We start from the raw sequence: 22,885 nt of genomic DNA, 5'->3' as shown, positions 1-22,885 counted from the left end.
AGTAGCCGATGTTCGTCACCCGTGAATCCGCGCTGTCCACTCAGTCTGCCCACATGACCGCGGTCGTCCGGGAACTGCGGGACCATGCCGAGATCCTGGACGCCTTGTACCGGTTCGGCCTGGGCCAGGACCTGAAGGACGAGGAACTGTTCGCCTCGGCCTTCGCCGCCGAGGCGGAGCTGGACTTCCGTCCCGCGGCCGCCAGATGGGGCGGCCGGCCACCCCTGATGTCCGGGCGGGAAGTGATCGTCAGCACGATCCTGGCCATGTTCACCGGCCGGGTGGACACCACCCACCAGATCACCAATCCCCGGATCTCGGTCGACGGCGACACCGCGCGCCTGACCGCCCTGGTGGAGGCCCAGCACCTGCTCACCGCCGACCACGCCACCTTCGCCCTGCTCAAGAATCCGTACGACGTGGAGCTGGTCCGCGACGGCGAGCGCTGGGTCATCCGCCGCATGCGCATCCACAACGCCTGGTACACCGGCGACCCCACGGCCTTCTTCGGCCGCGCGGAAGCCGTCTGACCTGCCATCACGGAAAGAGAATGATCGTGAACGCTCTGAACACCCTGCGCGCCGCCGTCCGCGGCCGGGTCTGGTTGACCGGCGACCCCGGCTTCGACGCCTCCCGCCGTCCGTGGAACCTGGCCGTCGAACAACCGGTGGCGGCCGTCGTCGAGGCCGCCGACGCCGACGACGTCGCCGCGCTGGTGCGGCACGCACGCGCCGCCGGGTTGACCGTCGCCGCCCAGCCGAACGGGCACGGCGCCACCGGCCGCACCGACGGCGCCGTCCTGCTGCGCACCCGGCCACTGGACGCCGTGGAGATCGATGCGGCCGGCCGGCGGGCCCGCGTCGGGGCAGGCGTGTCCTCGGGCCGGCTGCAGGCAGCCGCCGCGCCGTACGGACTGACCGGCCTGCCGGGCAGCTCTCCGGTCGTCAGCGTCACCGGCGTCGCCCTCGGCGGCGGGCTCAGCTGGTTCGGCCGCACCTACGGCTGGGTCGCCGACAGCGTCACGGCCTTCGACATCGTCGACGCCGAGGGACGACAGCGGCGCGTCACGGCCGACGCCGACCCCGACCTGTTCTGGGCCCTGCGCGGCGGGGGCGGTGACTTCGCGATCGTCACCGCCCTGGAGCTGTCCCTCCACCCCGCGCCACGACTGTATGGAGGGCGGGTGCTGTGGCCGGCCGAGCACGGGCCGGACGTGATGGACGCCTACCGGCGGATCACCGCCGCCGCACCGGACGAGCTGACCGTCTGGCTGGACCTGCTGCATTTCCCCGGCTCCGCGCCCATGGTGGCCGTGGACGCCGCATATCTCGGTGAGGCGTCCGAGGCTCGCGACCTGCTGGCGCCACTGGACCGCCTTCCCCGGCCGCTGTCGGACAGCCGGCGGACCATGCCGGTCTCCGAACTCGGGTCCATCACCGCCGAACCCACCGACCCCGGCGCCGGCTCCTCTCGCGGAGAGCTGCTGACCCGGCTGGACGACACGACGGCCAAGACGCTGCTCGCCGGCCCCGTCGCCCCACTGCTGAGCGTGCAGATCCGTCATCTGGGCGGCGCGTTCGCCCGCCCGTCCGACAGCCCGCACGGACCGCTGGCCGAGCCGTACGCGCTCTACCTGTTCGGGGTCCCGGCCGACCCGGCGACGGCCGAGGCGATCACGGCCAAGCAGCGCGCGATCGCCGAAGCCCTCCCCGTCAGCGGGCGCAAGCCCTTCACCTTCCTCAACCCGCAGGAGAGCGTGGCCGACGCCTTCACCCCCGCCGTGCTTGACCGCCTCCGTGACGTCAAGCGCCGCCACGACCCCCATGGCGTCTTCCGCGGCAACTTCCCTGTCCTCGCCTGAACGTCACAGTCGCCCGCCACTGGAGTGCCCGGCTGGAGCCGTCAACGGGCGGGAACCTGGGCGACCGGGAGCTGCGGTCCGGGGATCTGCGCGACCGGGCCGCTCTGACCACCGTGGCCCGTCTGGCCACTCTGGCCATCCTCGCCGTTCTGACTGTTCTGGCCGGTCTGGCCGGTCTGGCCGGTCCGCCTGGTGCCCACGTCGGTCTGGCCGGTCCGCCTGGCACCCGTGTCGGATCTGGTTGTCCCCGTCTCGGGAGCGGCGCGGGTGGCGGCGTCCGGGGCACCCGTATCGCGGCTGCGGCCGGTGCCGGTCGGGCCGGTCGCACCGCCGATGCCGTTCGCGCCGCCTCTCGGGCCGGCCTCGCCGTCCTGGCCGGTCGCGCCCTGCTGCTCCTCGTCCGCTCCTGTGGGCGGACCGGGCACGCCGGGCGCGTCGGGGCCGGGCACCGTCACCCCGTCACCCGGCCCGTACGGCATGGGCGACCCGGCGGGCCCCGACGGATATGCCGTGGGAGCCCCGCTCTGCTGGGGCATGGCCATGCCGTAGGTGTCCCAGTAGTAGGGGTTCCACGTGACCGGGTCGGGGAACTCCCGGACCGGCTTGTCCTCCATGGCGGTGCTCATGAAGGTCTTCCAGATCTCGGCGGGCAGCGTGCCGCCGTACAACTCGCCGTAGCCGGGGACGGTCACCGGCTTGTTGTCGTCGCGGAACATGTCGACCGCGACGGCCAGCTGGGGGACGTAGCCGGAGAACCAGACGGCCGCCGACTCGTCGGTGGTGCCGGTCTTGCCCGCCACGGGGCGGTCCCACAGTCGCGCGGCCGTGCCGGTGCCGCTGCGCACCACCTGCTCCAGCGCGTACGTCGTGTCGGCGGCGGTGTTCTCGCTGAAGGCCCGGGTGCCGGATGGGGCGAACTTCCGGGTGAGTCCGGTGCTGTCGGTGACCGCACGGATCACATGAGGCTCATGGTGGATGCCCCCGGCGGCGAAGGTGGCGAAGCCGGAGGCCTGCTGCACGGCGCTCACCGACGCCACGCCGAGGGGCAAGGTGGCGGCGCTCTGGTGGGGGGCGAGCTGCCCTGCGGGGATCCCGGCGGCCCGCGCCGCGGCGACGACCTTGTCGAGGCCGATCCGCTGCCCCAGGTCCACGAAGGCGGTGTTCACCGAGAACTGCGTCGCCTGGAGCAGTGTGATCGCCTGCCCGTACGACCTGCCGCCGGAGTTCGGGATGTCGGCGGAGCCGATGCGAATGGGGGAGTTGCCGTAGACCAGCGTGTCGAGGCCGTATCCGGCTTCGAGCGCGGCGGCCAGCGTGTAGGGCTTGAAGGTCGAGCCGGCCTGGACCTTGGCGGAGAAGGCGTTGTCGTACTGGTTTGTCTCATAACGACCGCCGTAGAAGGCGACGACCTCGCCGGTCGCGGGATCGACGGCCGCCAGGCCGGTGCGGACCTTTTTGGGGGTGTCGTCCGGCAGGACCGACTTGACCGCCTGCTGGGCCTGCGCCATGAGCTTCTTGTCGAACGTGGTGGTGACCTTCAGGCCGCCGTGGTTGATGTCCTCGTCGGTGTAGCCGAGCCGGTTCAGCTCCGCGCGCACCTGCGCCAGCATGTAGCCGTTCTGGCCGCCGAGGGACAACGGCGCCCGCTGCCTGGCGAGTGTGGGGAACACCTGGGCGTCGGCATCTTCACGGGTGATCGCGCCGATCTCGCGCATGCCCCGGATCACCGACGTCCACCTGGCCTTCACCGCGTCGAGCGCGGCCCCGGTCGGGTTGGCGAAACGGGTGGGCTGCTGGATCACGGCGGCGAGGTAGGCGCCCTCGGCCGCCGTCAGGTTCTGCACGTCCTTGTCGAAGTAGGCCCGCGCGGCGGCCTGGATGCCGTAAGCCCCCCGGCCGAAGTAGATGGTGTTGAGGTAGCGCTCCAGCACCCAGTCCTTCTGCTTGGAACGATCCACCTTCAGCGCGATCATGATCTCCTTGAGCTTGCGCCCGATGGAGCGTTCCTGACCGAGACCGCTGTAGTAGTTGCGGACCATCTGCTGAGTGATCGTCGAGCCGCCCTGGAGCTGGCGGCCGGTGACCGTCGACCACACGGCGCGGGCCGTACCGGACAGGGAGACGCCCTGGTCCTGGTAGAACGTCCGGTTCTCCGCCGCGATGACGGCGCTTCTGACGACCTGGGGGACCTGTGTGAGCGGCACGTTCTTGCGGTTGACGCCCTCGGTGGCGAGAACCGTTCTGCCGTCCCGGTAGTAGATCACCGAACCCTGGGCCGTCGCCAGTTCCTGGGTGCTGTCCGGGATGGGGGTCAGCGCCCACACCACGGCGAGGAACACGACGAGCCCGACGATCCCGGTGGCCAGGCTCACGAGGAGGACACGCGGCAGCCGTCTTCGCCGGCGAGGCTTCGGCGCGCCGCCGTCCCCGCCGCCTCCTCCCCCGTTCGGGCCGCCGAGTGACGCCCGCGGTTCCGCGGCGCCCTCCTCGATCGGGCCCTCCTCGGCGCTGTCCACGCTGTGACCCCCGATAAGTCCGATACCCCCGCTACGCCCTTTTGTGCCCTCTGAGCTGGGCGGATGGAACCACGGTAAACGATGGCCATCGATGGTCCGGCACTTCCCGCGACGTCTGTGGAAAAGCCTGCCCCGGGCAAAGGACACCGTGGAAAACCGCGTCAGCCCCCGGCCGCGCGGACGAGCGGAAGGGTCCGGTACGGCACCGGCGTGTCGAGCGCGATCACCGATTCGGTCCTGACGACGCCCTGCACGTCCACGATCAGGTCGATGACGCGCTGGAGGTCGGCGTTGCTGCGGGCGACCACGCGGCAGAGCATGTCTCCCCCTCCGGTGATCGTGTGGACCTCCAGGACCTCGGGGATGAGCGCGAGCTGGTCGGCCACCGGCACGTGTCCCGCGACCTGCCTGATGTGCAACGTCACGAACGCCGTCACGTCGAAGCCGAGCGCGGCCGGATCGATGTCCGGGCCGTAGCCGGTGATGACTCCCTTCTCGGCCATCCGGTCGAGCCGGGCCTGCACCGTCCCCCGGGCGACGTTCAGCCTGCGGGAGCACTCGAGCACGCCGATCCTGGGCTCGGCGGCCAGCAGTGCGACGAGCCGGGCGTCGAGATGGTCAATCGTCATAACGATTTCCCCTTGCATGAAGCGAAGACTGAGCATATTGTCCACCGAATCAACTCACTGTTGCGCAAATTGGCCACGCCAACGGACAGTTGACGCATGAACGATGTCTTTCCGGTTCACGGCATGGACGCGGTGGTCTTCGCGGTCGGCAACGCGAAGCAGGCCGCCCACTACTACTCGACCGCCTTCGGGATGCGCCTGGTGGCCTACCGGGGGCCGGAGACGGGCAGCCGCGACGAGGTGGCGTACGTCCTCATGTCGGGCTCGGCCCGGTTCGAGCTGCGCGGAGCCGTACGCCCTGGCACGCCGCTCGCGCGTCACGTGGCCGAGCACGGCGACGGCGTCATCGACCTCGCGCTGGACGTGCCGGACGTGGAGGCGGCCTACCGCCACGCGCTGGAGCAGGGGGCCCGGGGGCTGGAGGAGCCCCACGTGGTCGAGGACGACCACGGCAAGGTCGTGGTCGCGGCCATCGCGACCTACGGCGAGACCCGGCACACGCTGATCGACCGCGCCAACTACACCGGGCCCTACCTGCCGGGATACGTCGCGGCCGAGCCCATCGTCGCGCCGCCCGCGGTGAAGAACGGCCGGCTCTTCCAGGCGATCGACCACTGCGTCGGCAACGTCGAGCGCATGGAGGAATGGGTGGAGTTCTATGAGAAGGTCATGGGCTTCACCAAGATGGCGGAGTTCATCGGCGACGACATCGCCACCGAATACTCGGCGCTGATGTCCAAGGTCGTCGCGGACGGCACCCGCAAGGTCAAGTTCCCGCTGAACGAGCCCGCCGAGGGCAAGAAGAAGTCCCAGATCGAGGAGTTCCTGGAGTTCTACGGCGGCCCTGGCGTGCAGCACATCGCGCTGGCCACCAACGACATCGTCACGACGGTCGACGCCATGCGCGAGGCGGGCGTCGAGTTCCTCGACACGCCCGACTCCTATTACGACGACCCGGAGCTGCGCTCCCGCATCGGCGAGGTCCGCGTGCCGGTCGAGGAGCTGAAGAAGCGCCGCATCCTCGTGGACCGCGACGAGGACGGCTACCTTCTGCAGATCTTCACCAAGCCCGTGGTGGACCGTCCGACCGTCTTCTTCGAGCTCATCGAGCGTCACGGCTCCCTCGGGTTCGGCAAGGGCAACTTCAAGGCGCTCTTCGAGGCCATCGAGCGTGAGCAGGAACGCCGCGGCACCCTCTGACACGGCCTCTGACGCACCCTTTGCGCGCGCCCGGCTTTGACCGAAGGGCGGCGGGGTGACCATTCAGCCATGGGAACACCGCCGCCTCCGGGAAGCCCGCACGAGGAACCGAGGATTCCCTGGACGCCCCCGCCCTTCGGGCAGACGGCGCCGCAGCTCGCCGGCCGCTGGCGCCGCCTGTTCGCCGGGATCGTGGACGCCGTGCTCGTCGGGCTCGTCACCTCGCCGCTCACCTGGGACAACTGGAGGGTCGTGTACGACAGCACGACGGGGGCGGTGGCGCGGGTCCCGGTCGGCAACGGCCTTCTCCTCGGAGTGATCGGGTTCCTCTACTACTGGCTGCTCCAGTCGTTCTGGAACGGCCAGACAGTGGGCAAGAGGCTGTTCGGCATGCGCGTCGTGCGGGAGACCGGGGAGGCGGCCGGTCCCGGGCCGATCGCGGTGCGGCAGGCGGTGGAGATCGTGCTGGGCTGGCTGTGCTGCCTCGGGCTGGTGAACCTCGCGTGGATCCTGTTCGACCGCAGGAAGCAGGCCCTGCACGACAAGGCGGCCCGGACGGTCGTCGTGGACGCCTGAGACCCGCCCGCCCGCGGACCCGGCGACCCCCGCGAGCAGGGAAAACGTCCGGAGTCACTACCCGGACCACACCGCGGCCTCGCGTAGAGTTGCCAGACATATGTCCACGCATCGTCTTCCTCCGTTCCCTGGGCCGACCACGACGCCGACCACCACGCCGACCGGCGTGCGGGCCGGCAGGTCGGTCTCCGCCCTGATCTGTGCCCTGGCCGTGGGGGCCGCCACGGCCTGCGCGCCGTCCGAGGGCGCGGTCGCGCCGTCCCAGGCGGCGGCGGTCGCCCCGGCGTCACCGGGTGCGGGCGCGTCGAGGAGCACCACGGGCGCCCCGGGGATCGGCGACCCGGACTTCCCCAGCGACGGCAACGGCGGCTACGACGTCCAGCACTACGACCTGCGCCTGTCGTACGACCCGTCGTCGAGAAAGCTCGCGGGCAGCGCCACGATCGAGGCCAAGGCCGCACAGGACCTGACGTCGTTCGACCTCGACCTGCACGGGCTCACGGTGAGCCGGGTGACGGTGGACGGCGGGGCCGCCTCGTTCAGCCGCGGCAAGGACGAGCTCGTGATCGAGCCGGGCAAGCGGATCTCGAACGGCGACCGGTTCGCGGTCACGGTCGACTACTCGGGCGTGCCAGAACCGATGCGCGACTCCGCCAACCTCGGCCAGTACGGCTTCATCTCCACCGCCGACGGTGCGTTCGTCACGTGTGAGCCGAACGGCGCGAAGACCTGGTTCCCGTCGAACGACCACCCCTCGGACAAGGCGACCTACGACTTCCAGATCACCGTTCCCGAGGGGCTGACCGCGATCGCCAACGGCGAGATGGCCGGGACGCCGCAGACCAGGGCGGGCAAGACGACCTTCGTCTGGCAGGAGAAGCACCCGATGGCGAGCTACCTCGCCACGATGACGACCGGGAAGTTCCAGATCCGCACCGGCACGAGCGACAAGGGCCTGCCGATCTACGTCGCCGTCGCCGACTCCTTCCGCGGCTCGCTCGGCCAGCTCCTCACGCAGACGGGGAAGATCACCGACTACTGGTCGACCGTGTTCGGGCCGTACCCCTTCTCCTCCACCGGCGGCGTGATCGACGACTACGCGGCGGGGTACGCGCTGGAGAACCAGACCAAGCCCATCTACGGCGGCTTCTCCCCCGAGCCCGCGATCATCGCGCACGAGCTCGCGCACCAGTGGTTCGGCGACAGCCTGAGCATCGCGCGCTGGCGGGACCTGTGGCTGAACGAGGGCTTCGCGACGTACGCCGAATGGCTGTGGGCGGAGCACACCGGTCAGTACACGGCCGATTCGGCCTTCAAGCGCTACTACGCGAACGCGACGGACTCGATGTGGGCCTACCCTCCGGGCGCGGCCCGCGCCGACGACCTGTTCAGCGCGGCCGTCTACAACCGCGGCGCGATGACGCTGCACGCCCTGCGCAGGGAGATCGGCGACGACAAGTTCTTCCCGCTGATCAGGGCGTGGACCGACGCCCACAGGTACGGCAACGTCACGACGCAGGACTTCATCGCGCTGGCCGAGCGCGTGTCGGGCAAGGACCTCAAGGGGCTGTTCGACGCCTGGCTGTTCCAGCCGAAGCGTCCCGCCCCGATCACCTGACCGTCCACACCGGGGGACGACCCCCGGACCCCCGCAAAGGCCGGGCCCAGAGAAGCTAGGAGAACAGCAGCTTGTAGCCGTCCCGCCGCAGCGCGCTCAGCACCTCGTCGCAGTGTGCCGGGCCCCGGGTCTCCAGTTGCAGCAGGACCTCGGCCTCCTCCAGATGCAGGCGGGAGCCGAACCGCTCGTGCACCACGTCGAGCACGTTGGCGCCGAGATCGGCCAACCGGGCAAGCAGCGCGGCCAGGGCCCCGGGACGGTCGGTCAGCCGGATGCGGAAGGCGAGGTAGCGGCCCGCCGCCGCCAGGCCGTGCCGCAGCACCCTGGCCAGCAGCAGCGGGTCGATGTTGCCGCCCGACAGCACGACCACCACCGGCGGCTCGAACGCGTGCGGCTGGTCGAGCAGCGCCGCGACCCCCGCCACCCCGGCCGGCTCCACCAGCAGCTTCGAGCGTTCGAGGCACAGCAGCAGGGCCCGCGACAGCGACTCCTCCGAAACCGTCACGACGCTGTCCACCAGGTAGTGGATCAGCTCGAACGGCAGCTCGCCCGGCCGCCCGACCGCGATGCCGTCCGCCATCGTCGACGTGGGCTCGACCATGACAGGACGGCCCGCGGCCAGCGAGTCGGGGTAGGACGCGGCCCGCTCGGCCTGCACGCCCACCACCTTGATCCCCGGGCGCTGGGACTTCACCGCGAGCGCGACCCCCGCCGCGAGACCGCCGCCGCCGATGGGCAGCACGATCGTGGCCGTGCCGGGAAGCTGCTCAAGGATCTCCAGGCCGACCGTGCCCTGCCCGGCGACCACGTCGGGGTGGTCGAACGGGTGGATGAACACGGCGCCGGTCCGGTCGGCGTGCTCCCTGGCCGCCTGCAGGGCCTGGTCGACCGTGTGCCCCGCGAAGACCACGTCCGCGCCGTACGCCCGGGTGGCCTCCACCTTCGGCAGCGGCGCGCCCTCGGGCATGTAGACGGTCGACTTGGCCCCGACCAGCGACGAGCCCAGCGCCACGCCCTGCGCGTGGTTGCCCGCGCTGGCCGCCACCACGCCCCTGGCCCGCTCCTCCTCGCTCAGGCGCGCGATCCGCACGTACGCCCCGCGGATCTTGAACGACCCGGCCCGCTGGAGGTTCTCGCATTTGAGGTGCACCGAGCCGCCGACGATCTCGGACAGCACCCGTGAGTGCAGGACGGGCGTCAGCGCCGCCACTTCCGACAGCAACTCGCGCGCGGCGACGACGTCGTCGTACGTCACCTGTGGGACAGCCATGTGCCAATCATCACAGGTTCCGGGGGGCGACACGCCTTCAGATGCCGGGCGACCAGTATCTGTCTCCGGCGATCACGAGGGCGGCGGCGCCGACGAGACCGGCGTCCTGGCCGAGCGCGGCGGGCACGACCCGCACCCGCCCGGCGAACCCCATCCGGGTGTGCTCCCGCAAGGCCTCCTCCAGGGGCCGGAAAAGCAGGTCGCCCGCCTGGCTGAGCCCTCCGCCGACGGTCACGAGGTCGAGGTCGCACAGGTTGACGGCCGAGGCGATCGCGACGCCCAGGGCGCGCCCGGCCCGGGCCATCGCGGCCAGCGCGATCGGGTCGCCCGCCGCGGCGTCGGCGGCCAGCCTGCGCGCGGTGGCCGCCCCCTCCTCCCGGTAGAGGTCCCCTTCGGTGACGGCAGCGCCCGGAGACCAGCCCTGGGCGAGCGCCCAGGCGGCGAGGCCGGGGCCGCGGGCGATCGCCTCCAGGCAGCCGTTGCCGCCGCAGCCGCACGGCGGGCCCTCGGGGTCGACCACGACATGGCCGATGTGACCGGCGTTGCCCGTCCCGCCGTCGATGAGCCTGCCGCCGAGGATGAGCCCGCCGCCGACCCCGGTCGACACGACCATCCCCAGCATGGCCGCGCTCCCCCGCCCGGCACCGCACCAGTGCTCGGCGACGGCCAGGCAGATCGCGTCGTTGTGGATGCGGACCGGGACGCCGGGAAAGCGCGCGGCCAGCCTCCCGCGCAGCGGGAAGCCGCGCCAGCCGCCCATGTTGAGCGGCGAGACCTCCCCCTCGGGCCAGGTCATCGGGCCGCCGCAGCCGATGCCCACGCCGGCGAGGGCTGTGGGCACGTCCAGCCGGTCGAGCAGGGCGGTCAGCGTGCGCCACAGCGTCTCATCGTCGGCGCCCTGCGGGGTGGCGACCCGCTCGGCGGCCACGACCCGCCCGTCCGGCTCCACCAGCCCCGCCGCGAACTTCGTGCCGCCGATGTCGACGGCCAGAGTGAGGTCGCTCACGCGCCCGCTCCCGTACCGGTGGACAGTCCCGTGCCGCTGGAAAATCCGGTGCCGCTGGAGAAGACGAGCAGCGACGCGGTGAAGCCGTGGACGTGGTTGTGCCCGCTGACCGGCCCGACCTCACCCGCGGCGAAGAACCCCGCCACCCCGATCGGCCCCAGCGTCTCGCGTACGGCGAGCGCGTCGTGGTCGGCCGAGCCGAACATGCCCGAGCCCCGGCCGTTGCAGGAGAACAGCAGGGCCCCCTCGACCCGGCCGGAGTGCTGCTGCAGGTGGGCGTCGAGCAGTTCGTAGAGGTCCTCGTCGGCGGCCTCGGCATCCCTGACCTGGAACCGCACCGTCCTGCCGATCTCGATCACGTCGCCGACGGCCACCGCCTCGCGTTCGGGATCGATGCCGATGACCCCGCGGATCAGGAAGTCGCCGCGCTCGTGGCGCTCGGCGTACTCGTCCATGGCGATGCCGATCTGTAAACCGGCGGCCACCAGTTCGCGGTCCTCCTCGTCGAGGGCGCTGACGATGTCCTCCAGGCGGGCCAGGGCGGGCTGGCCGGCGAGCTCCAGCAGCACGTTGTCCTCGGCCCGTGTGACGGCCATGGACGGCCCGATGGGCCGGCAGCCCTGGCTCACCACCGTGCCGATGTTCACCTCGCCGCCGATGATCACTCCGATCGCCCCGGAGTCGTGGACCTCTCCGTTGGCGAACAGCCGCACGGAACCACGGCCCTGGAGTCCGTTGGCCAGGCCGCCGACGATCGGCAGGCTGCCCAGCACCTCGTGCGAGTGCTCGATGAACGCGTCGGTGGGGAAGCTGTAGGGGTCGGCGAGCAGGATCGCCGCCCGGTCGTCGGGGACGCGCTCTGGCAGCCCCACGACCACGAACCTGTCCTCCGTCCTGAGCGTCTCCAGGGCGAAGGTGTCGATCCTGGCGCCGCCGAGGGAGGCCGCCCACGCGCTGACGGCCGGGGTCAGCTCCACACCCTGGCCGTGCCCGATGACGCCGGTCGCGCTGCAGCCGATCACGGCGGCACCGGACGCGACGGACATCGCCCGCCGGCCCGCCCTGTCCACGTCGTCGGGATCGTCCCCGCAGATGAAGAAGCACACCAGGTCTGGCGGACCCGACAGGCCGGCCAACGCCTGGCGTACGGCCGTCTCGGCCGCTTCCACCAGGTTCGCGCCCACGGCGAGACCGTCGGCGAAGCGGCTCGTCAATACCGCCATGTCTCGCCCTCTCTTCCTCCGCGACTGTTTCCTTGGGCCGATTCTCCCCACTGAAAGGAGGTCAACGCACGGGCCGCCCGGCCAATTGGGCCAGGCGTCCGGCAGCCGTGTCTCCCAAACCCGGCTGCAGGATCGTCTGACGGGGACGTAGGCTCGACTCCGTGCACAAATCGCCCACGCCTGCCCCCAGCACTCTGCGTGAACTGCGCGAGAGTGGACACCGATACCGCACGGTCAAGGCCGAGATCAGGGAGAACCTCCTGGCCCGGCTGCGGGCCGGCGAGAACCGGTTCCCCGGCATCGTCGGCTTCGACGACACCGTCCTGCCCCACCTCGAGAGGGCGCTGATCGCCGGTCACGACCTCGTGCTCCTCGGCGAGCGCGGCCAGGGCAAGACCCGCCTGATCCGCACCGTCACCGGCCTGCTCGACGAGTGGTCGCCCGTGGTCGAGGGCTGTGAGATCAACGACCACCCGTACGCGCCGGTCTGCGTCCGGTGCCGGCGGCTGGCCGCCGCCCACGGCGACGACCTGCCGGTCGCGTGGAAGCACCGCGAGGACCGGTACGGCGAGAAGCTGGCCACCCCGGACACCTCGGTCGGCGACCTGATCGGCGACGTCGACCCCATCAAGATCGCCGAGGGCCGCACGCTCGGCGACCCCGAGACGGTCCACTACGGCCTGGTCCCCCGGACCAACCGGGGCGTCTTCTCCGTCAACGAGCTGCCCGACCTGGCCGAGCGCATCCAGGTGGCGCTGCTCAACGTGCTGGAGGAGCGCGACATCCAGGTCCGCGGCTACAACCTGCGCCTCCCCCTCGACATCCTGCTGATCGCCAGCGCGAACCCCGAGGACTACACCAACCGCGGCCGGATCATCACCCCGCTGAAGGACCGCTTCGGCGCGGAGATCCGCACGCACTACCCCCGGACGGTCGAGGACGAGCTGGTCCTGATCCGCCAGGAGGCCGACCTCGGCGCCCTCGGCGCGGACCTGCCCGACCACCTGGTGGAGGTGATCGCCCGGTTCACCCGTCTGGTCCGCGAGTCCACCGCCGTCGACTCCCGCTCGGGCGTGTCGGCCCGCTTCTCGATCGCGGCCGCCGAGACCGCCGCCGCCTCCGCCGTACGGCGGGCCGCGCTGACCGGGGAGGAACGGCCCGTCACGCGGGTGTGCGACCTGCCCGGCGTGGTCCACACGCTGCGCGGCAAGGTCGAGTTCGAGGTCAGCGAGGAGGGGCGGGAGATCGACGTGCTCGCCCACCTGCTGCGCCGCGCGACGGCCGAGACCTTCCGCGGCTCGCTCGGCGGCGCCGACCTCGCGCCGCTGCTCGACAGGTTCGGCGAGGGCGCGCAGGTCGAGTCGGGCGAGCTGGTGGCGGCCCACGAGCTGCTGCGCAGGATCGGCCGCGTCGAGGGCCTGTCGAAGATCATGGCGCGGCTCGGCATGGGCGAGGGCGACGAGTCGCCCGGCCACGCCGCCGCGGCGCTGGAGTTCACGCTGGAGGGGCTCTACCTGATGCGCAGGCTGTCCAAGGACGAGACCGACGGCGGAACCGTGTACCGGACGTGACGCGGCCATGAGCTACTTCTACCGGGAGTATCACGACGGGCCTGATCCACTGGCTCCGCCCTACGACGTACGTTCGGCGCTGGACGAGATGGGCGACGCCATCCTGTCCGGCTCGACACCGCTCGACGCGCTGCGCGACCTGCTCAGGCGAGGGCTCCCCGGCGCTCCCGACCGCCGCGGCCTCGACGACCTGCTCCGCCAGGTGCGGCGGCGCCGCCGCGAGCTGCGGGAGAACACCCGGCTCGACGGCACGCTGGAACGCGCGCGCGCCCTGCTCGACAAGGCGATCGGCCAGGAGCGGGCCGAGCTGTTCCCTGATCCTTCCGACGACGCCCGCTTCCGGGAGTCGGCGCTCGACGCGCTGCCCTCCGACACGGCGCGGGCGGTTCAGGAGCTGGCCGACTACGACTGGCGGTCGGCCGCCGCGCGGCAGACGTTCGAGGAGCTGCGCGACCTGCTGCGTCGAGAGGTCCTCGACAGCCAGTTCCGCGGCATGCGCGACGCGCTGGCCAACCCCGACCCGGCCGCCATGGAGCGGGTCAGGCAGATGATGTCGGACCTCAACGACATGCTGGACCGCGACGCCCGGGGTGAGCACACCCAGGATGACTTCGACCGGTTCATCCAGCAATACGGGGACATGTTCCCCGAGAATCCGCGGAACCTCGACGAGCTGGTCGACCAGCTCGCCCGCCGCGCCGCCGCCGCGCAGCGGCTGCTCGCCTCGCTCACCCCGGAGCAACGCGAGGAGCTGGCCGGGCTGATCAACCACACGCTGGAGCAGGCGGGCCTGGCCGAGCAGATGCGCCGGCTCGGCGACGCCCTCTACGCCCGCCGCCCCGACCTCGCCTGGGGCGCCCCCGAACGGGTGTCCGGCGAGGAGCCGATGGACATGGGCGACGCCGTGACGGCCCTGCAGGAGCTGGCCGACCTCGGCGATCTGGAGACCGCGCTGCGCCAGGACTACCCCGGCGCCCGGCTCGACGACATCGACGAGGCCGCCATCAGGCGGGCACTCGGCCGCTCGGCCGTGGACGACCTGGAGGCCCTGCGGCAGGTCGAGCGCGAGCTGGAGGCCCAGGGCTACCTGCGGCGCAACCGCGGCAAGCTGGAGCTCACCCCCAAGGCCGTACGCCGGCTCGGGGAGACCGCCCTGCGCCGGGTCTTCGCCTCGCTCGACTCGGGCCGCCGCGGCGACCACGACCAGCGCGACGCGGGCACGGCCGGGGAGCCGACCGGATCGACCCGTTCGTGGCGCTTCGGCGACGAGCAGCCCATCGACGTCGTGCGTACGGTCGTCAACGGCGTACGGCGGGGCGGCGGCGCGCCGGTGAGCCTGTCGGTGGACGACTTCGAGGTCGTGGAAACCGAGCGGCGCTCGGCGGCGGCCGTGTGCCTGCTGGTCGACCTGTCCTACTCGATGGCCCTGCGCGGCACCTGGGCGGCGGCCAAGCAGACCGCCCTCGCCCTCCAGGCGCTGGTGGCCTCGAAGTTCCCGCAGGACGCGGTGCAGATCATCGGGTTCTCGAACTACGCGCGGGTGCTGCGGCCCGACGAGCTGGCCGGGCTGGAATGGGACATGGTCCAGGGCACCAACCTGCACCACGCCCTGCTGATCGCGGGCCGTCACCTCGACCGGCACCCGGACTTCGAGCCGGTGGTCCTGGTGGTGACCGACGGCGAGCCGACGGCGCACCTGATGCGCAACGGCGTGCCGCGTTTCGAGTGGCCGCCGTCGCAGGAGACGCTGACGCTGACACTCGCCGAGGTCGACAAGATGACCCGGCGGCGCGCGACGATCAACGTCTTCATGCTGGCCGCCGACGACCGGCTGCGCGAGTTCGTGGACGAGGTCGCCCGGCGTAACGGCGGCCGCGTCTTCTCCGCCAGCGCCGACCGCCTCGGCGAGTACGTCGTCAGCGACTTCCTGCGCGCCCGCCGCACCCGCTGACGACGGCCGGGCCGCACGCAGCCCGTGGTCGCGGCCCGGTCCTGGCCCGGTCGCGGCCTCAAGGGACGTCGCGAAGCGGTTCGTCGCCTGTCATACGGGCATGGCTAAGCGCATCGGCGTGATACGGGGGCGCGTCAAGCACCGACACTCGGAAAGCACGGGCAGCGGGCGCGAGCGGGGAGACGGCGGCCGTGACCCCGGGAGACGGCACCGGCGGATCGATAATCGATTGCCGACCGGGCTGCAATCGGCGGACGATAGACAGGCATCCCCTGTTCGCGCTGGTCGTTCCACATGCCGGTGGAAGGAGCGCTCCCATGTTCGCAGCGGTCGGCCTTGTCGTTCTCATGGTCCTCACCGGAGTGCTGTACGAGATGGCGGTCCACAACCGCCCCCGTCGCCGGAAGTAGTTCCTCGACGCCCCGGTGTCCGACGCGCCCGCGACGAGGGCGTCCGGGCGACTGCGGGCCGATAAGCCCAGGCGATAGCCTCTGCCCATGTCGCCTCTCGACCATTTCCTGCTGTGGCTGCACATAGGGTTCGCGATCTTCGCGCTCGGTCCGCTCACGGCGGTCACGAGCGTCACACCGCGCTACATCCGGGCCAGGGAAGTCGCGGTGCTGCGGTATCTGCACCGCGCGACCCGGCTGTTCGGCCTGCTCACGATCGGGGTCTTCCTGTTCGGCCTGCTGCTTGGCCGCAGCGCCCTCGGGGCGCCCTACCTGTCGGTGTCGATGACGCTGTTCGTCGTCGCGGCCGTCCTGCTGGTGATCGTCGAGCGTGACCAGCGCACGGCCATCGCGGCGCTGTCCAGCGAGTCGCCGGAGGACGACGCCAAGGTGCAGACCGGTCGGATCGCCGCACTGGGCGGCATCAGCGCCCTGATCTGGCTCGTCATCCTGTTCCTGATGGTCTTCTTCAACCCCTGAGAGAAAGATTCCCGCTTTCCCCCGTATGTCCGGTAGAACGTCTTTGGCCGGAAACGGGGGAAAGAGGAGCGGGTGCACCTTACGACGCAACGCCGCGCGGCGTGGGCGCTGGTCGCCCTCGCCGTCGGAGCCTTCACCTACGTCACCGCCGAGGTACTCCCCATCGGGCTGCTCACGGTCATGGCGGCCGACCTGGACCGGTCGCCGTCCGAGACGGGCCTGCTGGTCACGGGGTACGCCGCGGTCGTGGTGCTGGCGTCGCTGCCGCTCACCCGGCTGACCCAGCGGGTGCCGCGGCGCAGGTTGCTCACCGTCACGCTCGGCGTGTTCGTCGCGGGGATGCTGCTGACCGCCGTGGCGCCGAACTACCCGGTGCTGCTGGGCGGGCGGCTGCTGGTCGCGGCCACCCAGGCGCTGTTCTGGTCGGTCGCGACCCCGGCCGCGGCGGCGATGTTCCCCCCGGAGATCCGGGGGCGCGCGATCGCCCGGATGTCGATCGGCAGTTCCCTGGGGCCCGTCCTCGGCGTCCCCGCAGGCACCTGGCTCGGCCAGCAGGTCGGCTGGCGGACCGCGTTCGCCCTGGCCGCCGCCGTCGGCCTCGTCACGTGCGTCACCGTGGCGACGCTGATGCCGCGCGTGGGCTCCGACGGCCACGAACCGGGCCGCGGCGCGACCCCGGACGCCCGCCGCTACGCGCTGCTCATCGTCGCCACCGTCATCGGCGTGGGCGGCTACCTCACCGCGTACACCTACATCACGCCGTTCCTGCTGGACTTCGGCGGCTTCGCCCCGGCCGCGCTCAGCCCGCTGCTCCTCGCGTCCGGAATCGCCGGGGTCGCGGGGACCGTCGTGGTCGGCCGGCTGCTCGACAACCGGCCCAGGACCGCCCTCGTCGGGCCGCTGGCCCTCATCACGTGCGCGCTGCTCGCCATGTACGTCTTCGGCGCCCTGCACCCGGTGGCGGTGGTGGCCCTCTGCGTGACGGGCATGTCGTTCAGCGCGCTGGCGGCGGCCATCGCGAGCCGCGCGCTGCAGGTGGCCCCGGGCAGCACCGACATCGCCTCGGCCGGCAGCGGCTCGGCCTTCAACGTCGGCATCGCGGGCGGGTCGCTGCTCGGCGGCGCGCTCATCGACCACGCGGGGGTCCGCAGCGTGACCGTGGCGGGCGCCCTCCTGACCGCCGCGGCGCTCGCCGCCCTGTTGTGCGAACGGTGGGTGGCTCCCGCCCGCGCCTCCGCGCCGGAGCGTACGGCCCCGGCGCGGAGTGCCCATTAGACAGAGCGCGGAGCGCCCATTAGACAGAGCGCGGAGCGGCCATCAGACAGGGCGCGGAGCGGGCGTTGGACGGTCGTCAGCCGAGGGCCTTGGAGAGGTCGGCCAGGAGGTCGTCGACGGTCTCGATGCCGACCGACAGGCGGACCAGGTCGGCCGGGACCTCCAGCGGCGACCCGGCGGCCGACGCGTGGGTCATCCGGCCGGGGTGCTCGATCAGGGACTCGACGCCGCCGAGCGACTCCCCGAGCGTGAACAGCTTGGCGCGGTTGCAGATCTCGACGGCCGCCTCCTCGCCGCCCTCGACGCGGAACGACACCATCCCGCCGAAGCGCCGCATCTGCTTGGCCGCGACCTCGTGGCCGGGATGCTCGGGCAGGCCCGGGTAGAGGACCTGGACGACCTTCGGGTGCGACAGCAGCAGGTCGACCACGCGCTCGGCGTTGTCGCAGTGCCGGTCCATGCGCACGCCCAGCGTCTTGAGGCCGCGCAGGGTGAGCCAGGAGTCGAACGGCCCTGCCACCGCGCCCATCGCGTTCTGGTGGTAGGCAAGCCGCTCGCCGAGGTCCGCCGACCGCGTCACCAGCGCGCCGCCGACCACGTCGGAGTGGCCGCCGACGTACTTGGTCGTCGAGTGGACCACGGCGTCCGCGCCCAGGCTGAGCGGCTGCTGCAGGTAGGGCGAGGCGAAGGTGTTGTCCACCACGAGCACCGCGCCGCCGTCGTGGGCGACGTCCGCCAGCGCGGCGATGTCCGCGACGTTCAGCAGCGGGTTCGTGGGCGTCTCCACCCAGATCGCCTTCGTTTCCGGCCGTACGGCGGCGCGCACCGCGTCCAGGTCGCCGAGCGGCACCGGGTCGAAGGAGACCCCCCACTCCTGGAGCACCCGGGAGAACAGCCGGTAGGTGCCGCCGTACGCGTCGTCGGGGATCACCACGTGGTCGCCGGGCTTGCAGACGGTCCGCAGCAGCGTGTCCTCGGCGGCGAGGCCCGACGCGAAGGCCAGCCCGCGCACGCCGCCCTCGACGGCGGCCAGCGCCTCCTCAAGGGCGGTCCTGGTCGGGTTGGCCGACCGGCTGTACTCGTATCCCGCCCGCAGGCCGCCCACGCCGTCCTGCTTGTAGGTGGACACGGCGTATATAGGAGGAACGACGGCGCCCGTGTGCGGGTCCGCCTCCTGGCCCGCGTGGATGGCCAGCGTCTCGAAACCTTGGTTCATGGGGTCGAGCGTAGCCGCCCGGCCCGCCTGGTCCCGGCGGGCGCGTCAGCCGTCGGCCCAGTGACCGGCCCAGTGACCGGCCCAGTCGCCGGATCAGTGGTTGGCGAGGAAGGCCAGCAGGTCCTGACGGGTGACCATGCCCACCGGCTTGCCGTCGTCGAGGACCACGGCGGCGTCGGCCTTCTCCAGCGCCTCGACCGCCCGGGCCACCGGCTCACCTGACCCGATCATGGGCAGCGGGGCGGACATGTGGCCGCCGATCTCGTCCTCGGACCGCACCCGGCCGCGGTAGAGGCCCTCCAGCAGGTCGCGCTCCACGATCGAGCCGATGACCTCGGCCGCCATGACCGGCGGCTCCTCCTTCATGACCGGAAGCTGGGAGACGTTGTACTCCCGCATGATCGATATCGCGGTGCCGACGGACTCGTGCGGGTGGACGTGGACGAACTCGGGCAGCCCCGGCGTCTTGCGCCCCAGCACGTCGCCGACCAGGCCCTCCTCGCTCGACGTGGTGAGGAAGCCGTAGTCGGCCATCCACTCGTCGTTGAAGATCTTCGACAGGTAGCCGCGGCCGCCGTCGGGCAGCAGCACGACCACGACGTCGTCCGGCCCGGCCGCCTGGGCAACCCGTACGGCCGCCACCACCGCCATGCCGCACGAGCCGCCGACGAGCAGCGCCTCCTCGCGGGCGAGCCTGCGGGTCATGCCGAACGAGTCCTTGTCGGAGACCGCGATGATCTCGTCGCAGATCGTGGTGTCGTACGTCGCGGGCCAGATGTCCTCGCCCACGCCCTCCACCAGGTAGGGACGGCCGGTGCCGCCGGAGTAGACGGAACCGACGGGGTCGGCGCCGACGACCTTCACCCGGCCGCCGGAGACCTCCTTGAGGTACTTGCCGGTGCCGCTGATCGTCCCGCCGGTGCCGATGCCGGCGACGAAGTGCGTGATCCTGCCCTCGGTCTGCTCCCAGATCTCCGGGCCGGTGGAGTGGTAGTGGCTCGCCGGGTTCTCGGGGTTGGAGTACTGGTCGGGCTTCCATGCGTTCGGGATCTCGCGGGCCAGCCGGTCGGACACCGAGTAGTACGAGTCGGGGTGGTCGGGCGAGACGGCGGTCGGGCAGACGACGACCTCCGCGCCGTACGCCCGGAGCACGTTGATCTTGTCCTGGGCGACCTTGTCCGGGCAGACGAACAGGCAGCGGTAGCCCTTCTCCTGCGCCACGATGGCCAGGCCCACACCGGTGTTGCCGGAGGTCGGCTCGACGATCGTGCCGCCGGGCTTGAGCTCGCCGCTCCGCTCGGCCGCCTCGATCATCCGCACCGCGATGCGGTCCTTCACCGAGCCGCCGGGGTTGAAGTACTCCACCTTGGCCAGGACCTGGGCGGGCGCGCCCGCCGTGACCTTGCGCAGCCGGACGAGCGGGGTGTTGCCCATCAGCTCCACCAGCGAGTCGTGTACGCGCACCGCGATGACCACCTTGTTTGCCGAAGCTTGTCAGCCTGCCGTCAGCCGGGGTTCCGATAGGGGTGGCCGGAACTCGGCTAGTTTCTTAACTTCAAACCGTACCGTGAGCGTGAGGAGGGCGGGTGGTCTGGACGTCCGGCGCGGTGCGCGCCGCGCGGCGCATCGCCACCGCCGCCGCCGTGGGCGGAGGCGGGCTCACGGCCCTGGGAGCGGTCACGTACGGCCTGCTGATGGCCGAGGCCATGGTGGCCAGGCGCCTCGTGGGGCAGCCGCACGGCCTCGACGGCCCCCAGGCCGACGGCGTGTACGGCGCATTCCCCGGGGAGCCGATCCGCATGGCCGTCCTCGGCGACTCCCTCTCCGTCGGCCTCGGCATGACCCGCCCCGAGGACACCCCGGCCGTCCGCGTCGCGTACGGGCTCGCGGCGGTGGCCGAGCGCCCGGTGCGCCTCACCGTGGTCGGCCAGTCGGGCGCGGCGTCGGTGGACCTCGGCGTCCAGGTGGACCGCGCGCTGGAGGCCCGCCCGGAGATCGCGGTCGTCTTCGTGGGGGCCAACGACGTGACCACGGCCACCCTGCCGGCCCGGGCCGTGCGGCACCTGCAGAAGGCCGTGCGCCGGCTGGGCGAGGCCGGCGCGGAGGTGGTCGTGGGCACCTGCCCCGACCTCGGCACCGTACGCCCGATCGCGCAACCGCTCCGATGGGTCACCCGGCGCTGGTCGCGGCAGCTCGCCGCGGCCCAGACGGTCGCCGTCGTCGAGGCGGGCGGCCGCACGGTGGCGTTCGCCGACCTGCTCGGACCCGAGTTCGACGCGAACCCGGCCGAGATGTTCGGACCTGATCGTTTTCATCCATCTGCCCGAGGTTACCTACAGGCCGCGTACGCAGTGCTACCGTCTGTATGCGCCGCGTTGGGGTTGTGGCCCGAGCCGGAACCCGTGCGCGTCGAAGGATCGCAATACCTCTTGGCCGCAATGGCCGTGGAGGAACCCGGCACCGAGGTCACCGCGACCCGTGTCGCCGGCCGGGCGGTCGGCCCCCATGGACGGTGGGCGGCGCTGCTCCGCCGGAGACCCGGGCCGCTTCCGAACGCCTAGAGCCGGTTACCTCCTGCGGCCGGGCCATCACCCCCTGTAGGAGCGAAATGATCCGGCCCCAGCTGAACCACGTGAAACCCGCTCTGGCGCTCGCCGCGACCGCCCTGCTGACCGGGGGCGCCCTCACCGGCTGCTCCGGCGGCGACGAAGCCGCCAAGGACTCCCCGGCCTGGCAGAACACGCAGGTGAACGCGGTCAGCCGGGCCACCACGGGAGGCGGCGTCGCGGCGACCACCTCCATGCGGCCCGACGGCTCCCTGGAGACCGTCGCCCTCGACCTCGCCACCGGCCGCCGGCTGTGGGCGCACCCCGCGACGATGGCGGGCCGGCTCCCCGGCATGGGGGTGCAGGCTCCGGCGACCGTGGAGACCGGCGGCGGGCAGGCCGTGGTGATCGCGCTCGACCCCGCCGCGGCCGGCCACAAGGGCGCCACGCTGGTCGCCAGGGACGCCCGCACCGGGCAGCAGAAGTGGACCAGGCCCGTGCGGTCCACGTTCGGGCCGCAGCGCTGCGGGCCGTATGTCTGCGTCTCCGAGGACACCGCGCTCTCGTCCGCCCGCGTCGTGGTCCTCGACCCCCGCACCGGCGCCGTGAAGTGGCGCCTGGCCGGCATCGCGGAGGTCGAGTGGTCCGACGCGTCCAAGGTCGTCCTGCTCAGGCTCGCCTCCCACCCGGTGCTGGAGGCCCGCGCGCTCAAGGACGGCAAGACCGTCTGGCAGCTGCCGATCGAGCAGGCCCTCGGCCCCGACGTCGACCTGAGCGGAGGCTGGGCCTTCGGCGCGACAGGCGACAAGATCATCGGGTACGTCGCCCCGTACACCAACCCCCAGACCAAGGAGACCTCGACGTTCGGCCTGTTCTCCGCACGTCTCGCCGACGGCACCGTCGACTGGATGCGGCCGTCCGTCGTCCGCGTCTACCCCAGCGGCAACCCCGCGTACGCGCCGGTGGTCCGGCCGGTCGACGAGCAGGGCCAGTACGGCGGGTTCGCCCGGCTCGACGCCGAGACCGGACGGGTCCTGGGGCAGATCACGCCCACCCAGGTCCCCGGGTCGGGCTGGTGGCTGGCCTTCCCTCCCGAGATGAACAAGCTCGGCTTCCTCAAGCGCGACGCGCCCGGTTCGGTCTTCGATCTCAGCACCGGTGAGCCGACCCCGGTGAGCGGCGCGACCGGCTGGTCGTTCTGCGTCACCGATCCCAAGCCGCTGCCGCTGCGCGGCATGATCTCCGGGTTCTACTCGATCGCGGCGCTGTGCGAGTTCGACCTGGCCACGGGCAAGCGCAAGGACTCCTCCTCCGCGCCGCCCTCCTGGTTCACCGGCAGCCAGAACGGCTGGCGCCTGTGGCGCGACGAGAAGGGCGGCCTCCACGCCGTCAACGACGGCACCGCCACCACCCCCGGCATGTACGGCTGACCGATTGGAAACCCGCGCCGGAAGCGAGCGCCACGACGAGCGACGCGGGAAACACTGTGCAGTAGTAC

The 22,885-nt window shown here is 71.9% G+C and carries 18 protein-coding genes; 11 read left to right on the top strand and 7 right to left on the bottom strand.

The features are described 5' to 3' along the window. Positions 1–53: 53 nt before the first annotated feature. Positions 54–530, top strand: a complete 477-nt coding sequence (locus HHX35_RS17705; protein ID WP_220505546.1) for a nuclear transport factor 2 family protein — start codon at positions 54–56, stop codon at positions 528–530. A gap of 26 nt (positions 531–556) precedes the next feature. After that, positions 557–1,861 carry an FAD-binding oxidoreductase gene (locus HHX35_RS17700; protein WP_182899896.1) on the top strand — a complete coding sequence of 435 codons (1,305 nt, stop codon included), beginning with the start codon at positions 557–559 and terminating at the stop codon, positions 1,859–1,861. A gap of 41 nt (positions 1,862–1,902) precedes the next feature. Here the strand turns inward: HHX35_RS17700 and HHX35_RS17695 are convergent, their stop codons facing one another. Together HHX35_RS17695 and HHX35_RS17690 are read right to left on the bottom strand one after the other, a co-directional pair. Continuing rightward, positions 1,903–4,377 carry a transglycosylase domain-containing protein gene (locus HHX35_RS17695; protein WP_310739150.1) on the bottom strand — a complete coding sequence of 825 codons (2,475 nt, stop codon included), beginning with the start codon at positions 4,375–4,377 and terminating at the stop codon, positions 1,903–1,905. A 161-nt stretch (positions 4,378–4,538) separates the two neighbouring features. After that, entirely contained in the window at positions 4,539–5,006 is a 468-nt protein-coding gene (locus HHX35_RS17690) for an Lrp/AsnC family transcriptional regulator (RefSeq protein WP_139577332.1), read from the bottom strand. Between the two features lie 96 nt (positions 5,007–5,102). Between HHX35_RS17690 and hppD the strand changes: the two genes are divergently transcribed. The 3 genes from hppD to HHX35_RS17675 all read left to right on the top strand — a co-directional run bounded on the left by hppD (position 5,103) and on the right by HHX35_RS17675 (position 8,400). Next, entirely contained in the window at positions 5,103–6,206 is a 1,104-nt protein-coding gene (gene hppD / locus HHX35_RS17685; RefSeq protein WP_182899895.1) for a 4-hydroxyphenylpyruvate dioxygenase, read from the top strand. Positions 6,207–6,275: 69 nt separating this feature from the next. Beyond that, on the top strand, positions 6,276–6,782 hold the full coding sequence (locus HHX35_RS17680; protein ID WP_182899894.1) for an RDD family protein: 507 nt from the start codon (positions 6,276–6,278) through the stop codon (positions 6,780–6,782). 100 nt (positions 6,783–6,882) lie between these two features. Next, positions 6,883–8,400 carry a M1 family metallopeptidase gene (locus HHX35_RS17675; protein ID WP_182899893.1) on the top strand — a complete coding sequence of 506 codons (1,518 nt, stop codon included), beginning with the start codon at positions 6,883–6,885 and terminating at the stop codon, positions 8,398–8,400. Positions 8,401–8,455: 55 nt separating this feature from the next. Here HHX35_RS17675 and ilvA read toward each other — a convergent pair whose 3' ends face one another. Genes ilvA through HHX35_RS17660 form a run of 3 tightly spaced genes read right to left on the bottom strand, consistent with a single transcriptional unit; the run spans position 8,456 to position 11,899 of the window. Then, a complete protein-coding gene (gene ilvA, locus HHX35_RS17670) occupies positions 8,456–9,670 on the bottom strand; it encodes a threonine ammonia-lyase (protein WP_182899892.1) in 1,215 nt (404 codons plus the stop codon). A gap of 37 nt (positions 9,671–9,707) precedes the next feature. Then, on the bottom strand, positions 9,708–10,676 hold the full coding sequence (locus tag HHX35_RS17665) for an ROK family protein (RefSeq protein ID WP_182899891.1): 969 nt from the start codon (positions 10,674–10,676) through the stop codon (positions 9,708–9,710). Beyond that, the gene (locus HHX35_RS17660; protein ID WP_182899890.1) at positions 10,673–11,899 is read right to left on the bottom strand and encodes an FIST N-terminal domain-containing protein; all 1,227 of its coding nucleotides are present in this window, start codon (positions 11,897–11,899) and stop codon (positions 10,673–10,675) included. Before HHX35_RS17660 ends, HHX35_RS17665 begins: the two co-directional genes overlap by 4 nt. 161 nt (positions 11,900–12,060) lie before the next feature. Here HHX35_RS17660 and HHX35_RS17655 point away from each other — a divergent pair, with 161 nt between their 5' ends. The 4 genes from HHX35_RS17655 (at position 12,061) to HHX35_RS17640 (ending at position 17,625) form a co-directional block, all read left to right on the top strand. Continuing rightward, positions 12,061–13,470 (top strand): sigma 54-interacting transcriptional regulator, encoded by a 1,410-nt coding sequence (locus tag HHX35_RS17655; protein ID WP_182899889.1) that lies wholly within the window; start codon positions 12,061–12,063, stop codon positions 13,468–13,470. A gap of 7 nt (positions 13,471–13,477) precedes the next feature. Then, on the top strand, positions 13,478–15,421 hold the full coding sequence (locus tag HHX35_RS17650; protein WP_182899888.1) for a VWA domain-containing protein: 1,944 nt from the start codon (positions 13,478–13,480) through the stop codon (positions 15,419–15,421). 497 nt (positions 15,422–15,918) lie between these two features. Then, positions 15,919–16,350: a hypothetical protein gene (locus HHX35_RS17645; RefSeq protein WP_139577323.1), complete on the top strand. Its 432-nt coding sequence runs from the start codon at positions 15,919–15,921 to the stop codon at positions 16,348–16,350. A gap of 72 nt (positions 16,351–16,422) precedes the next feature. Next, positions 16,423–17,625 carry an MFS transporter gene (locus HHX35_RS17640; RefSeq protein WP_182899887.1) on the top strand — a complete coding sequence of 401 codons (1,203 nt, stop codon included), beginning with the start codon at positions 16,423–16,425 and terminating at the stop codon, positions 17,623–17,625. Between the two features lie 76 nt (positions 17,626–17,701). On the opposite strand, the gene HHX35_RS17635 is transcribed toward HHX35_RS17640, so the two are convergent. Together HHX35_RS17635 and HHX35_RS17630 are read right to left on the bottom strand one after the other, a co-directional pair. Further along, positions 17,702–18,841, bottom strand: a complete 1,140-nt coding sequence (locus tag HHX35_RS17635) for a cystathionine gamma-synthase (RefSeq protein WP_182899886.1) — start codon at positions 18,839–18,841, stop codon at positions 17,702–17,704. A gap of 93 nt (positions 18,842–18,934) precedes the next feature. Next, on the bottom strand, positions 18,935–20,305 hold the full coding sequence (locus HHX35_RS17630) for a cystathionine beta-synthase (protein ID WP_182899885.1): 1,371 nt from the start codon (positions 20,303–20,305) through the stop codon (positions 18,935–18,937). A 122-nt stretch (positions 20,306–20,427) separates the two neighbouring features. On the opposite strand from HHX35_RS17630, the gene HHX35_RS17625 reads away from it, so the two are divergent. After that, entirely contained in the window at positions 20,428–21,402 is a 975-nt protein-coding gene (locus tag HHX35_RS17625) for an SGNH/GDSL hydrolase family protein (RefSeq protein ID WP_182899884.1), read from the top strand. Between the two features lie 47 nt (positions 21,403–21,449). After that, a complete protein-coding gene (locus tag HHX35_RS17620) occupies positions 21,450–22,817 on the top strand; it encodes a PQQ-binding-like beta-propeller repeat protein (protein WP_182899883.1) in 1,368 nt (455 codons plus the stop codon). Positions 22,818–22,885 lie beyond the last annotated feature (68 nt).

Origin of the sequence: Microbispora sp. H10830, assembly GCF_014161375.1 — a bacterium.
GTDB classification, from domain to species: domain Bacteria; phylum Actinomycetota; class Actinomycetes; order Streptosporangiales; family Streptosporangiaceae; genus Microbispora; species Microbispora catharanthi.
Note: the sequence above shows the minus strand (reverse complement) of the source record. Positions and strands in the feature narration are given on the sequence as shown.